This is a genomic window from Gordonia polyisoprenivorans (genome assembly GCF_017654315.1).
In the GTDB taxonomy this organism is placed as follows: domain Bacteria; phylum Actinomycetota; class Actinomycetes; order Mycobacteriales; family Mycobacteriaceae; genus Gordonia; species Gordonia polyisoprenivorans_A.
In genome coordinates this window covers 5,228,749-5,242,114 of sequence record NZ_CP072203.1, presented here as the reverse complement: position 1 = coordinate 5,242,114, position 13,366 = coordinate 5,228,749, and the positions used below count along the sequence as shown (strand labels likewise).

Annotated in this window: 11 protein-coding genes and 2 riboswitches; of the genes, 7 read left to right on the top strand and 4 right to left on the bottom strand. The window is 67.6% G+C overall.

Features of this window, described 5'->3' with window-relative positions; translation table 11 throughout:
• Positions 1–51: 51 nt before the first annotated feature.
• Both J6U32_RS23470 and J6U32_RS23465 read right to left on the bottom strand, forming a co-directional pair.
• Positions 52–2,223, bottom strand: a complete 2,172-nt coding sequence (locus J6U32_RS23470; RefSeq protein WP_208792372.1) for a glutamine synthetase III — start codon at positions 2,221–2,223, stop codon at positions 52–54.
• 136 nt (positions 2,224–2,359) lie between these two features.
• Positions 2,360–3,496, bottom strand: coding sequence for an FUSC family protein (locus tag J6U32_RS23465; protein ID WP_208792371.1), 1,137 nt, complete (start codon positions 3,494–3,496; stop codon positions 2,360–2,362).
• Between the two features lie 50 nt (positions 3,497–3,546).
• Between J6U32_RS23465 and J6U32_RS23460 the strand changes: the two genes are divergently transcribed.
• Positions 3,547–4,074: a MarR family winged helix-turn-helix transcriptional regulator gene (locus tag J6U32_RS23460; RefSeq protein WP_208792370.1), complete on the top strand. Its 528-nt coding sequence runs from the start codon at positions 3,547–3,549 to the stop codon at positions 4,072–4,074.
• A gap of 89 nt (positions 4,075–4,163) precedes the next feature.
• Entirely contained in the window at positions 4,164–5,759 is a 1,596-nt protein-coding gene (locus J6U32_RS23455) for a GMC oxidoreductase (protein ID WP_208792369.1), read from the top strand.
• Here the strand turns inward: J6U32_RS23455 and J6U32_RS23450 are convergent.
• Positions 5,748–6,326 carry a TetR family transcriptional regulator gene (locus J6U32_RS23450; RefSeq protein ID WP_208792368.1) on the bottom strand — a complete coding sequence of 193 codons (579 nt, stop codon included), beginning with the start codon at positions 6,324–6,326 and terminating at the stop codon, positions 5,748–5,750. The genes J6U32_RS23455 and J6U32_RS23450 overlap by 12 nt on opposite strands.
• Positions 6,327–6,483: 157 nt before the next feature.
• Here J6U32_RS23450 and J6U32_RS23445 point away from each other — a divergent pair, with 157 nt between their 5' ends.
• The 3 genes from J6U32_RS23445 (at position 6,484) to J6U32_RS23435 (ending at position 9,315) form a co-directional block, all read left to right on the top strand.
• Positions 6,484–6,921 carry an SRPBCC family protein gene (locus J6U32_RS23445; protein ID WP_208792367.1) on the top strand — a complete coding sequence of 146 codons (438 nt, stop codon included), beginning with the start codon at positions 6,484–6,486 and terminating at the stop codon, positions 6,919–6,921.
• Positions 6,922–6,927: 6 nt separating this feature from the next.
• Positions 6,928–7,764, top strand: coding sequence for an SDR family NAD(P)-dependent oxidoreductase (locus J6U32_RS23440; protein WP_208792366.1), 837 nt, complete (start codon positions 6,928–6,930; stop codon positions 7,762–7,764).
• A 46-nt stretch (positions 7,765–7,810) separates the two neighbouring features.
• Positions 7,811–7,889, top strand: a riboswitch (ZMP/ZTP riboswitch).
• A gap of 19 nt (positions 7,890–7,908) precedes the next feature.
• Positions 7,909–9,315 carry an NAD(P)/FAD-dependent oxidoreductase gene (locus tag J6U32_RS23435; protein ID WP_208792365.1) on the top strand — a complete coding sequence of 469 codons (1,407 nt, stop codon included), beginning with the start codon at positions 7,909–7,911 and terminating at the stop codon, positions 9,313–9,315.
• A gap of 10 nt (positions 9,316–9,325) precedes the next feature.
• Here the strand turns inward: J6U32_RS23435 and J6U32_RS23430 are convergent, their stop codons facing one another.
• Entirely contained in the window at positions 9,326–10,285 is a 960-nt protein-coding gene (locus J6U32_RS23430) for an ABC transporter substrate-binding protein (RefSeq protein WP_208792364.1), read from the bottom strand.
• A gap of 207 nt (positions 10,286–10,492) precedes the next feature.
• Positions 10,493–10,579, top strand: a riboswitch (SAM riboswitch).
• A gap of 7 nt (positions 10,580–10,586) precedes the next feature.
• On the opposite strand from J6U32_RS23430, the gene J6U32_RS23425 reads away from it, so the two are divergent.
• Complete coding sequence (locus J6U32_RS23425; protein ID WP_208792363.1) at positions 10,587–11,735, top strand: LLM class flavin-dependent oxidoreductase; 1,149 nt, start codon at positions 10,587–10,589, stop codon at positions 11,733–11,735.
• Positions 11,735–13,363, top strand: a complete 1,629-nt coding sequence (locus J6U32_RS23420) for an ABC transporter substrate-binding protein (protein ID WP_208792362.1) — start codon at positions 11,735–11,737, stop codon at positions 13,361–13,363. Before J6U32_RS23425 ends, J6U32_RS23420 begins: the two co-directional genes overlap by 1 nt.
• Positions 13,364–13,366 lie beyond the last annotated feature (3 nt).

Genomic DNA, 13,366 nt, shown 5'->3' with positions numbered 1-13,366 from the left:
CACGTGAGGGCTGCAGAGTGGATCGATACGAGGTGGCTCAGTACGAGCCGATCACAGGATCGTGAGCATCTCGTTGTAGGTGGGCAGCGGCCACAGATCGTCGGCGACGATGGTCTCGAGCTTGTCCGACGCGATCCGGACCTCGGCCATCGGCGGGATCAGCGAGGTGAGCGCGTATTCCGATTCCGCTTCGACGGTGTCGCCGTGGAATCCGGCGATGGCCTCCTCGAGGGCGTCCATCTTCTTGTTGAGCGCCTTGACCGAGGTGGTCATCGTCAACAACGCTGGGGTTTCCATGTCGATGCCCGCGGCCTTCAGGCTCGCCGCGGTGGACGCCAACTCGCCCATGTAGCGGGTCGCGGCCGGCAGGATCATCGTCTTGGCGATCTCCAGTGTTTCCTTGGCCTCGACCAGCAGCGCAAGCGCGTACTGCTCGAGCACGACCTCCTTGCGGGCCTTGAGTTCCCGCTCGGACAGGATGCCGTACTTGGACATCAACTCCTTGATCTCCGGCTCGTCGAGCTGGGCCATCGCGTCGACGGTGGTCCGCAGGTTCAGCAGTCCGCGAGCGGCCGCCTCCTCCTGCCAGGCATCGGAGTAACCGTCACCGTTGAACACGACCTTGCCGTGATCGGTGACGATCGCCTCGAGCAACTTCTGCACTGCCGCATCGAACTTCGTACCCGCTGCGGTCTCTGTCTCCAGGAAGGTGCACACGTAGTCCAGTGAGTCGGCGAGCATCGCGTTGATGGCGACCATCGGGTCGGCGATCGACTGGTTGGAGCCGGGCGCACGGAACTCGAAACGGTTGCCGGTGAAGGCGAACGGGCTGGTGCGGTTGCGATCGCCCGCGTCCGCCTTGAGCGGGGGCAGGGTGTCGACGCCGAGTTCGAGGACGCCGGTCTGCTTGCTCTCCTTGGCGCCGCCCTTGGCGATCTGGTCGAAGACGTCGGCGAGCTGCTCGCCGAGGAAGATCGAGATGATCGCGGGCGGTGCCTCGTTGGCGCCGAGCCGGTGGTCGTTGGACGCCGAGGCGACCGACGAACGCAGCAGGCCGCCGTACTTGTGCACACCGCGGATGATGGCCGCGCAGAACACCAGGAACTGCTCGTTCTCATGCGGGGTGTCACCCGGATTGAGCAGGTTGCCCTGATTGTTGTTGCCCAGCGAGAAGTTGACGTGCTTGCCCGAGCCGTTGACGCCGGCGAAGGGCTTTTCGTGGATCAGGCACACCATGCCGTAGCGTTCGGCGACCTTCTTCATCGTGGTCATCATCAGTTGCTGGTGGTCATGGGCGAGGTTGGACTTCTCGAACACCGGCGCCAGCTCGAACTGGCCGGGCGCAACCTCGTTGTGCCGCGTCTTGGCCGGGATGCCCTGCTTGAACAACTCGCGGTCGAGCTCGATCATGAACGCCAGCACCCGATCCGGGATGGATCCGAAGTAGTGGTCGTCGAACTCCTGGCCCTTGGACGGCTTGGCGCCGAACAGGGTGCGGTTGGCGGTCATCAGATCGGGGCGGGCGAAGTAGAAGTGACGGTCGATCAGGAAGTACTCCTGCTCGGCTCCGGCATACGAGACGACGGTGTCGACGTCCTTGTGGCCGAACAACTTCAGCAGTCGCATGGCCTGCTTGCTCATGGCCTGCTGGCTGCGCAGGAGCGGGGTCTTCTTGTCGAGGGCCTCACCGGTCCACGAGATGAAGATCGTGGGAATGCACAGCGTGTTGCCGTTGGGGTTCTCGAGAATGTAGGCGGGGCTGGTGACATCCCACCCGGTGTAGCCGCGGGCCTCGAAGGTGCCGCGCAGACCGCCATTGGGGAACGACGACGCATCCGGCTCGCCCTGCAGCAGCGTCTTGCCCTGGAATTCGGCGAGCGAACCGTCGGAACCGTCGGGCTCGAGGAACGAGTCGTGCTTCTCGGCGGTGAACCCGGTGAGCGGGTAGAAGACGTGGGCGTAGTGCGAGGCGCCCTTCTCGATCGCCCAGTCCTTCATCGCCGAGGCGACGTAGTCGGCGAGAGTTGGGTCCAGCGGCGCGCCCTTGTCGATGGTGGCCGAGACGGCCTTGAACACGTGCTTGGGGAGACGCGATTTCATCACCGACAGGGTGAAGACGTTGCGGCCGAAGGTGTCGGCCAACGGCTCGGGGAAGCCATCGGTCTCCATCTCGTAGGTGGTCACGGCCTCGATGGCCTGACGGCGCGACATGCTGCCACTCATGGGGTACTCCTGGGTTCGTGCCCCGGATCGTCGACTGGGTGTCGTGGTCGGGCCGGGGCGTTGTACGAGCGATACGAAGCTATGAGTGACAGGTACCCGCATCGTTGCGCCAATGTGACGTACGTGAAAACTCGGTTCAGTTTCCTGTTGTGTGCAGGTCACGCGAGGTGATGGCGAGCGCGGCGACCACGATTCCCACGACGATGCCGATGCCGGTGTCGAGTACTCGATCCACCGCCATCTCCGGTGACAGGCCTGCGCCGAGGCCGGTGAGCAGCAATGCCATCGGCGTCACCGCCAGTGAACAGATCGCATAGTTGACGGTGGAGAAGACCTCCGCGCAGGTCTGCAGGACCACGATCGCCGCCACCGCGCCCCAATAGCCGAGGGGCAGCGCGAGCAACACCGCGGCGATCGCCGCGCCGCCGATGTTGCCGAGTAGCCGGGCCACCCCGCGACTGACCGTGTGGTGATAGCTCACGCCCTGCATGGCGGCCATTGCGCCCATCGCGGCCCACATCGGGTGCGCGAGCCCGGCTGCCGCGGCGACGCCCGCTGCCGCCGCGGCGGCCACCGTGATGCGTGCTGCCGAGATCAGCAGATGGCGTCGGGTGTGCGAGGAGTGACCTCCGCACAGCTGCGTCCACAGCGATTCCCGTGTGGCCGATTCGGTGATCCCGGCGCGGCCCCGACGAGTCGACATCGCGATCAGCCAGGGTGCCGACGCGGCGAACATGCCGATCACCGAGCCCAGGGCGGTGGCCGCGACAGCCCGGCCGACATCGGTGAGGTCGCCCGCGAAGCCGGCCGCGCCGGTCGCCGCGAAGACGAAGATGATGCCTCCCGGGCCGACGATGTGCAGTGCCGACACCAGATAGGCGGCGGCTCCGGCGAGGGCCGAGATGACGCCGATCTCGACCACCAACGGCGCGGAGAATGCGCCGAGCGCGGCGCCGATGCCGACGGCCGTGGTGATCGCAACGGCAAGCACGCCCAGCCGGCCGGCGCGCACCGGATAGGGATCGGGCCGGCAGAACGCTGAGATCAAGGTGCCGAGGGCGGCGAGGCCGGCGATGTCCCGATGGCCGGTCAGTCCGCCGATCACCAGGACCACTCCGACGGCCATGCCCACCCGTAGTGGAGCGGCGTAGCCGATCCGGCTGGTGTCCACCGACAACGCGTCCCGCCACGCCCGAACGCTGACCGCATGGCGCAGTGCGGCCCGGCGAGAGGGACGAGCGGGCAGGTCGAGGTAGGGGGAAGCCGTGGACATGGAACTACTTTATCACTATTTTACTAGTGAAATATGTGGGCGGGGCTACGATGAGCCGCGTGACCGATGCCGCAGACGCCGCCCGGGATGCGGGTCCGCGCGACCTGGTCGACCGGATCATCGACGAGTGGGCACAGGCCTTTCCCGACGTCGACGTCGCGCCCATCGGCGTACTCGGTCGGGTTCAGCGCATCGCCGCGATCTCCAACGCCCAACTCGACCGCAATCTCGAGGAGCACGGGATCGGTCGATCGGAGTTCGACGTCCTCGGTGCGCTGGTGCGCGCCCGGCGGCCGCTGCGTGCCAGCGAGGTCGTCTCGACGACGACACTCAGCGGCGCGTCGATCACCAAGATCAGCGAAAGTCTTTCTCGGCGTGGACTCTTGGAGCGCAGGAAGTCCGAGCGGGACGGTCGGGTGGTGCTGCTGTGCCCCACCGACGCCGGCCGCAGGCTCGTCGACGCCGAGTTGCCACGCCGGCTGCGTGACGACGAGGACGCACTGGCGGCATTGACCGAGCGGGAACGGGCGACGCTCGCGGCGTTGCTGCGCAAGATCTCGCTCGTCGTCGGCGGCTGACCACCGCTTACACACAAGTTCTTGACACAATCTGGAATTACTGTCTAGTTTTCTCGCAACACTCGACGTTGTTGTCCGACAGGGGTTTCATGCGCACATTCTCTCGCCGTCAGGTGCTCACCGGTGCCGTCGGTGCCGGGGTCACCGGGGTGATCGCCTCCACCGCAGGGGTCGGCCGCGGCTTCGCGACGCCGGCCCGAGGCGTCCCGACCACTCGCGAGGAACACCGCGTCGTGGTGATCGGCTCCGGATTCGGTGGGGGAGTCACGGCCTTACGGCTGACCCGCGCCGGGGTGCCGGTGGTCGTCCTCGAACGCGGACGACGCTGGCCGACCGGACCGAACTCGACGACGTTCCCGAGCGCGACCCATCCCGACAAGCGCATCCTCTGGCACCAGTCGACACCACAGGTCTTCGGCCGTCCGCTGTCGGTGGAACCCTATGTGGGACTGTTCGAATCGATTGCCGGACAGAACATGACACCCATGGTCGCCGCCGGCTGGGGCGGGGGCTCACTGGTCTATCAGGGTATGACCCTGCAACCGTCGGAAGAGGTGTTCAGCGCACACTTCCCCGCTGGCCTCGACTGGCCGTCGATGAACGGCACCTACTACCCGCGGGTCGCACGCATGCTCGGTGCGCAGGTGGCCCCCGACGCGCTGATACGCACCCCCAATTACCGTGTCGTCCGCGAGTTCGCCGCCCATGTGCGGCGCGCCGGACTGCCGCTGCAGAAGATCCCGATGCCGATCGACTGGAACTATGCATTGGCCGAGGTCGCCGGGAAGATGCGCCCCTCCTACACCAACGGCGACGGTGCGATCGGCGTCAACAACGGCGGCAAACACAGCGTCGACGTCACCTACCTGGCGCAGGCGGAACAAACCGGACTCCTCGACGCCCGAATCCTGCACGACGTCACCGAGATTCACCGCGAACCGACCGGCCGCTGGCGCGTGACGGCGAACCGGACCGATGAGACCGGCCGGGTTCTCGAGACCGTGATCATGTCCACCCCGGCGTTGTTCCTCGCCGCCGGCTCGATGAACACCACCCGAATGCTGGTGCGCGCCCAGGCGATCGGGGCGATCACCGACCTCCCCGACGCGCTCGGCACCGGCTGGGGTACCAACGCCGACCGGATCTACATATGGAACGCCCCGACCGCCGATTTCGGTGCGGCACAAGGAGGCCCGGTCGTCTACGGCAGCCTCAACTGGTCCGACCCGCAGCACGCGTTCACCGTGATCCAGGCGTCCATCCCGCCGATCCCGGTCGACGCCCACTCCACGATGATGGTCGCCTACGGCGTCAGCGCCGGGCGCGGGCACTTCACCTATGACGGCGCCACCGACCAAGCGGTCCTGCAGTGGCCGCACGAAGGGGACTCGGTGCTCCAAACCCGCCACATCACCCCGGCGGTGAACCGCATCGCCGGGCCGGACTCCACCCTGATCGACACCACCGCGGTGTTCCCGTCGACCTGGCATCCCCTCGGCGGCGCATCCATGGGCACCGTATGCGACCTGGAAGGTCGGGTACACGGCCAGCGCGGGCTCTACGTCGTCGACGGTGCGCTGATGCCCGGCACGTGCGCCGCGTGCAACCCGTCGATGACCATCGCCGCAGTCGCCGAACGCGCACTGGACCGCATCGTCGCCGCCGACGTCGGCTCACTCATCTGAGGGCGCCGACGCCGCCGCGGCGGGCATGGCCTCGAGGGCGGGCCGCAGCCAGCGGTCGAGGAACGTGCGCAATTCGGCATCGGTGCGGTCGGCGTCGTCGACGACGACCAGCGACAGACTCAGCAGGGCCGTCATGTCGACGATGTCATCGACATGCGGTGCGTACTGCGGGGCCGCGACGATGATCGGCTGCAGGATCTGCGCGGCGACCTCGCGGGTCCTCGACATCGCGCCGGAGTCGAAGAACGGATGGCTTTCCTGCGAGGTCATGAGCATCGACAGAGCCGGATCGGCCGCGGCCATCGAACGGCCCGCGACGATGAATTCGACGAGATAGTCGGTCAGATCGGTGATGCCCTCGAGCCGCGCGTGAATGGCACCCATCGCGGTGATCGCGAGTTCACTGAGCGCCTGGGAGACGAGATCCTCCCGGGAACCGAAGATCGAGTACACCGTCTGCCTCGACACGCCCGCCGACGCGGCGACGGCCGCGATACTGGCCCCGGCAAAACCTTCTGCGGCGATCAGGCCGAGCGTCGCGTCGATGATCTTCCCTCTCGAACGCATGCCCTCGATTATGACGTCGCGTCCACACCCGTCTGCCGCGCCACGCTGGGCCGGTGGGCTGTGTGCCGGGCCTGCGCGCCGACCGCCTACTGTGGGCTGCACGACCTGCCGCCGTCGGCGGGTCGCGGCTCACGTCGACAGGGGAGGTTCAACAACGATGAGTGTGGTGCGTCATTCGTCCACGATCGAGGTGGCACGCGATCGCGTGTTCGCCTACATCAACGACTACGAGAACGTTCCCGAGTACATGTTCGGGATTCACAAGTTCACCCCCCGGACAGATCAGACCAGCGGTAAGGGATCGGTCTTCGACGTCGCGATCAAAGCGGGCCCGAAGACCCTGAAGTCCACCATCGAGACCATCGAGTGGGTCGAGAACGAACTCATCGTGCTCAAGGCCATCGAGGGCTTCCAGGCCAACACCACCTGGCGCTTCGCCGACCTCGCGGACGGCGGCACCACGGTCGACGCCGAATTCGAGTACATCCTGCCCGGCGGCCTGGCCGGAAAGGCGCTGGGCGCGATCATGGATCCGTTCGCGGCCCAGGCGATCAAGCACACCGACGCCAAGCTGCGCTCGGCGCTCGCGGGGTAGGCGCGCGTGGTGGATGTCGCCGCGGCGCTGTTCGACCTGGCGCAGCGGCGGTCGCTGCTGCCGGGTGCGGTGGAGAACGTGGTGTCCGGACCCGGTCGCGACGTCTCCGGCCTGACCGTGCTGGTGACCGGCGCCTCGGCGGGGATCGGGCGGGAGGCGGTCCGTGCGCTCACCGCGCGCGGCGCCCATCTCGTCGCCGTCGCCCGACGCTCCGACGAACTGCGGTTGCTGGCGTCGGAGACCGGGTGCGACCACATCGTCGCCGACCTGTCCGACGAGGCCGGCGTGGCGGCGCTTCTCGACGAACTCGGTGATGCGCGGATCGACGTCCTGGTGAACAACGCGGGCCGCTCGATCCGGCGGTCGATCCTCGACTCCACCGAGCGGCTGCACGACTATCAGCGCACGATGTCACTGAACTACTTTGCCGCCGTCCAACTCTCGCTGGGCCTGCTGCCCGGCATGGTCGAACGCGGATCCGGTCAGATCGTGAACATCTGCACCTGGGGCCTGATGGCGGGGACGTTCCCACGCTTTTCCGCCTACGCCGCGTCCAAGAACGCCCTCGGGATCTTCGGACGCAGCCTCAACGCCGAACGCCCCCACCCGGGCGTCTGCGCCACCAACGTCTACTACCCCCTGGTGCGGACCGAGATGATCGCTCCCACAGCGGAATACGACGACCTCCATGCGCTGGATGTGACCGAGGCGGCGAACTGGATCGTCCGCGCGATCACCCACCAGCCCGAGGAGGTCGCGCCCGCGGCCCTGCGAGCGGTGCTGCCCGTCCTCGACTACCTCTCACCGGCGGTCGCCGACCGCGCCATGCGCGCCCTCACCTGAGCCCGAGTTCGACAAAGTCCTCGCGCCGGGCGTCGCCGTGCGCTAACCTCGGCAGTGCGACTGGCGCAGCCGGAATCGACCGGCAAGGAGCACGTTCGGAGACATCGTCCGCCTGGGTGTCGATCCCCGACAAAGGAACGTGCCATGGCCCACTCACAACCCACCGATGCCGCCCACTCCACCGCTGCCGCATCCTCCGCGGAGACCGGCCGCCACCGCGTGGTGATCATCGGCTCGGGCTTCGGCGGGCTCGCCGCGGCCCGGCGACTCGCCCACGCCGATGTCGACGTCACCGTCATCGCCCGCACCACCCACCACCTGTTCCAGCCGCTGCTGTACCAGGTGGCCACCGGCCTCATCTCGCAGGGCCAGATCGCCCCGCCGATCCGGGTCATCCTGCGCAATCAGCGCAACGCGCGGGTCGTCCTCGGCGACGTGGAGAGCATCGACCTCCAGCAGCGCAGGGTCACCTCACGCCTCCTCGACCGCGAACTCATCACCGGTTACGACAGTCTGATCGTCGCCGCGGGTGCCGGCCAATCCTATTTCGGCAACGACCATTTCGCGGAATTCGCGCCCGGTCTCAAAACCATCGACGACGCCCTCGAACTCCGCGGACGTATCCTCGGCGCCTTCGAACAGGCCGAGTTGTCCACCGATCCCGACGAGCGCGCCCGCCTGCTGACCTTCGTGGTGGTCGGCGCCGGTGCCACCGGGGTGGAGATGGCCGGGCAGATCGCGGAGATGGCGGCCAAGACGCTACGCGGCGCGTTCGACTCCATCGATCCGACGCAGGCGCGGGTCATCCTGCTCGACGCCGCGCCGTCGGTGCTTCCGCCGTTCGGGCGCAAGCTCGGGGGGCGGGCCGAAAAGCGTTTGCGCTCACTGGGAGTCGACGTCCAACTGGGATCGATGGTGGTCGACATGGACTACGATGGGCTGGTGGTCAAAGACCCCGACGGCACCACCCGACGCATCGAGAGCCAGTGCAAGGTGTGGTCGGCGGGTGTCGCGGCCAGCCCACTGGGCCGCCATCTCGCCGAGCGGAGCGGAGCCGAGACCGACCGCGCCGGCCGGGTCCGGGTGCAGCCCGATCTCAGTCTGCCCGGCCACGCCGAGGTGTTCATCGTCGGCGACATGATGGCACTCGACGGGGTGCCGGGCCAGGCTCCGGCGGCCAATCAGTCCGCGCGGTACGCCGCCGACACCATCACCGCTCGGCTCAACGGCAGCCTGCGCGCCCGAAAGCCGTTCTCCTACTGGGACAAGGGATCGATGGCGACGGTCTCGCGGTACTCGGCCGTCGCCAGCGTGCCGATCCCCGGCACGTCACGGCACATCGAGTTCTCCGGTTACCTCGCCTGGCTCGGATGGCTGTTCCTGCACCTGATCTACCTCGTCGGATTCCGCAACCGCTTCACCACGCTGATCGATTGGCTCTTCGCGTTCACCTCGCGCAGCCGCAACCAGCTCGCGGTCACCGAACAGCAGGTGTTCGCGCGCACCGTGATCGACCGGCTCGAGGAGATCGAGGAACGCGGCGCCGCCTGAGGCGGCGCGTCTACAGTTTCGCCAACGCCGGCGTCAGCTTGTCGACCGCCCACGGCACCGAGTAGATCGTGGGCGCGCTGAACGCCGCCGCGGTGTCGTTGGTGAGGAACACCGTCGTGCCGCGGCGCACCGCGGGCAGCGAATCCCAGCCGGGTATCGCATCGAAGGCCTCGGGCCCGCCGACCAGCGGCCAGAAGATCAGCAGGTCCGAAGCGAAGATGTCGATACGTTCGGCAGACACGACCGTGCGTGCGCCGCCGGGCGCGAGCCCCTTGACCGCCGGGTCGAGAACCAGGCCGAGTTCGGCGAGCAGTTTCGCGGAGGGGTCGGTGTCGCTGGTCACCACACCGAACTGATTCTGCGGGGTCAACTGTCCGAAGGTGAACGTCTTGCCCTGGCTCGCCGGGTATTTCGCCTTGGTGGTCGCGATCTGCTGCTCGACCTCGGCGACGGCCTCATCGGCCTGCTGCTGCTTGCCGAAGATCCGGCCGGCCGTCGTCATCACGTCCTGCCAACTGTCGGTGACGGTGTTCTTGGCCATCACCGGAATCGTGGGGGCGATCTGCGTCAGGCGGTCGTAGGCCGCACGGTCGGGCAGGTATCCGGCGAGGATGACCTGCGGGGCGAACCGAGCGATCGCGGCGACGTCAGGGGGACCGGCCTCCACGTCGTAGGTGACGATCGTCGACGAGTGCTCCGGCGTCCAGGCGAAGCGATTGTTCGGGCCCGAATACCCCTGCGCGAGGAACTCCGCCGTGATCGGGACCCCGAGGCGGATCAGCGAATCCGACCACGCGCCGCCGAATGTCACGACCTTGGTCGGATCGCTCGGAATCGTCGTCGATCCGTACTGGTGCTCAACGGTCACGGTCCCACCCGTGGATCCGGCCGGATCGTCGGGGGACGAACATCCGACAAGGGCGACGAACATCAGGGTCAACAGGCCGGCGAGGACTCCACGAACACGCATCTCGTTAGGTTAGGCTAAATCGCCGGTATCGGACAAGACCGACATGGGCGTTCCGACGACGCGGCTCGTCCTCGACGCCGTGCGGGCGTCCGGGTTAATCCCATGGTGACCGAAAGTATGTGCCGCATACACGCCCGAACGCCGTCGACGCACCCGGGTGACTCCTGACTTTCTTGCCGTGCGCCGCGCCGCCGACCTACCGTGAATCGACCATCTGGAGCGACCGAGAGACCCGGCTCGTCGACGTCGCAGCAACCCCCCAGAGGAGGGTGCTAACGCCGGGATCGATGGGAGTCGGCTCGTGCCATTTCATGACCATGCCCCGTTGTCGGTGCTCGACCTCGCACCGATCAGTGAGGGCTCCAATCCTGCTGCCGCACTGGCAAATACAATCGATCTCGCGCAGCACGCCGAGCAGTGGGGCTATCGCCGCTACTGGGTCGCCGAACATCACTTCGTCGCGGTGGCCGGCTCCAACCCGGCCGTCCTGATCGGTCACATCGCCGGTGCCACCACCACCATCCGGGTCGGGTCGGCGGCGGTGCAGGTCGGCCAGACGACCGCGGTCTCGGTCGTCGAGTCCTTCGGACTGCTCGACGCCTTCCACCCCGGCCGCATCGACCTGGGTCTCGGACGCTCCGGTCAACGGCGCGCGGAAGCGGTCACGGCGACACCGAAGGCTTCGACACCTGCGCCGCCCCTGCCGAGCATTCCCGGCCCGAGTCGCGTCGTCGACGGTGTGGTGCTCCCCGAACCATTCGATGTGTCGGCGCTGCTGGCGAATTCGCGCCTGGCACGCAGCTTCGAGGTACTCACCCAACCCGGTGCGCAGACCCCGGACTTCGCCGAGCAGGTCGCCGACATCGCCGCACTGCTCGAGGGCACCTATCGCAGCCCGTCCGGTTTCGAACTGCATGCGGTGCCCGGTGAGGGCGCCGACGTCGAGCTCTGGATCTTCGGCAGCAGCAAGGGCCAGAGCGCCCAGGTGGCCGGCGCGCGCGGACTTCCGTTCGTCGCCAACTACCACGTGAGCCCCGGGACCACGCTCGAAGCGGTGCAGGCCTACCGCGCCGCCTTCCGGCCGTCGGCGGTGCTCGCCGAACCGTACGTGGTGGTCTCGGCCGACGTGGTGGTCGCCGACGACGACGACACCGCACGCCATCTCGCCTCCACTTACGGGCACTGGGTGTACAGCATCCGCAGCGGCCACGGCGCCGTCGAGTATCCGGATCCGGCCACCGCGCCACCACTGGCCGACGAGCAGCGCGCACTGGTCGCCGACCGCCTCGAGACCCAGTTCGTGGGCAGCCCCGACACGGTCGTCGAGCGTCTCGCCGCACTCGGAAAACTCACCGACGCAGACGAACTCGTCATCACCTCGGTCACCCACGATCACGGTGACCGGCTGCGCTCGCACGAACTCCTCGCCAAGAAATGGGGCCTCATCTGATGCGTGGCATCACCACCACCGTCGCCCGTACCGCGACGGCAACCGTTGCCGCGCTGGCTGTCTTCGGTCTCGCCGCATGCGGCGGGGGCTCCTCGCAGTCCGAGGACGCCGGCCCGCCGGTCTCCGGCGGCACGCTGCGCTACGGCCTCTCCGACGCGCCCACCTGCTCCGACCCCGCCCAGAGCGCCACCAACCAGACGATCTACGTGACCCGTCAGATCGTCGACTCACTGACCGACCAGGTACCCGGGAGCGGCGACCTGAAACCGTGGCTGGCGCAGAGCTGGGAGGTCAGCCCCGACGCCAAGACCTTCACCTTCCATCTCAAGCCCGACGTCACCTTCAGCAACGGCACCCCGCTGACCGCCGACTCGGTCAAGAAGAACTTCGACGCCATCGTCACCACCCTCGGCGGCGCCAAGGCGCCCTTGGCCGCAACCTATCTCAGCGGCTACACCGGCACCACCGTCGTCGACCCGTTGACCGCACGGGTCGAGTTCTCCGCGCCGAACGCACAGTTCCTGCAGGCGACCTCGACCCCGCAGCTCGGCATCCAGGCCGACGCGACCGTCGCCGCCACACCCGAACAGCGGTGCCAGGGCACCAACATCGGCTCCGGGCCGTTCGTCTATTCCGCATGGCAACAAGGCCGTTCGGCCGCCCTGCGCAAACGCACGGGATATCAGTGGGGCTCGGCGGTGTTCACCCACACCGGCGATGCCTACCTCGACGGGATCGACTTCACCGTCGTCCCCGAATCGGGTGTGCGCACCGGGTCGCTGGGCTCCGGTCAGCTCGACGTCATCAGCGATGCCCTCCCCAACGACAAGGCACAGATCTCCTCGGCCGGTGGCAAGGTACTCACCGCGGTGAACCCCGGTGTGCCGTTCGGCCTGCAGCCCAACGTCTCCCGTGGAGTGCTCGCCGATGAACAGGTGCGCACCGCGCTGCTCCCGGCGATCAACCGCACCGAACTCGTCGACACCGTGCTCGACAAGGACTTCCACCCGGCGACCGGGGTGCTGGCCGCCAACACCCCGGGGTTCCATGCCGAGACCGCGGCGCTGACCTTCGACGCCGCCAAGTCCAGGCAGCTGCTCGACGCCGCCGGCTGGCGGCCCGGCCCGGACGGCATTCGCGTCAAAGACGGCCGGCGCCTGGCGTTCTCGATGCTCTACAGTCCGGTGTTCGCCGGCAACCAGGCGATCCTCGAACTCGTCCAGCAGCAGCTGAAGAACGTCGGCGTCGACATGGCGCTCGACGTCGTGCCCGCGGCCGAGGCCACCGTCCGACAGAACGCCGGTGACTACGACGCGATCTACTACAACGTGACCCGTGCCGACGGGGATATCCTGCGCACCCAGTTCGGGTTGACCACCCGAAACCTGAACCGGCGCGGTCCGATTCCCGCGCTGGATACGGCACTGGCGCAGCAGCAGAGCACCACCGACACCGCCGCTCGCAACGCGGATCTGGCCACCGCCCAGACCCAGATCATCGAGCACGGACTGTTCCTGCCGACCATCGAACTCTCGCAGGCCATCGGTACCGCGAGCACCGCACACCAGGTGTCCTTCGACGCCTCGGCGCGCCTGCAATTCCACGACACCTGGCTCTCGGGTCGGTGACCG

Excerpts from the sequence above, each read along its gene's own strand:
- J6U32_RS23430 (WP_208792364.1), bottom strand. The coding sequence starts at position 10,285 with ATGCGTGTTCGTGGAGTCCTCGCCGGCCTGTTGACCCTGATGTTCGTC.
- J6U32_RS23435 (WP_208792365.1), top strand. The coding sequence starts at position 7,909 with ATGGCCCACTCACAACCCACCGATGCCGCCCACTCCACCGCTGCCGCA.
- J6U32_RS23420 (WP_208792362.1), top strand. The coding sequence starts at position 11,735 with ATGCGTGGCATCACCACCACCGTCGCCCGTACCGCGACGGCAACCGTT.
- J6U32_RS23455 (WP_208792369.1), top strand. The coding sequence starts at position 4,164 with ATGCGCACATTCTCTCGCCGTCAGGTGCTCACCGGTGCCGTCGGTGCC.
- J6U32_RS23450 (WP_208792368.1), bottom strand. The coding sequence starts at position 6,326 with ATGCGTTCGAGAGGGAAGATCATCGACGCGACGCTCGGCCTGATCGCC.
- J6U32_RS23445 (WP_208792367.1), top strand. The coding sequence starts at position 6,484 with ATGAGTGTGGTGCGTCATTCGTCCACGATCGAGGTGGCACGCGATCGC.
- J6U32_RS23465 (WP_208792371.1), bottom strand. The coding sequence starts at position 3,496 with ATGTCCACGGCTTCCCCCTACCTCGACCTGCCCGCTCGTCCCTCTCGC.
- J6U32_RS23470 (WP_208792372.1), bottom strand. The coding sequence starts at position 2,223 with ATGAGTGGCAGCATGTCGCGCCGTCAGGCCATCGAGGCCGTGACCACC.
- J6U32_RS23460 (WP_208792370.1), top strand. The coding sequence starts at position 3,547 with ATGAGCCGCGTGACCGATGCCGCAGACGCCGCCCGGGATGCGGGTCCG.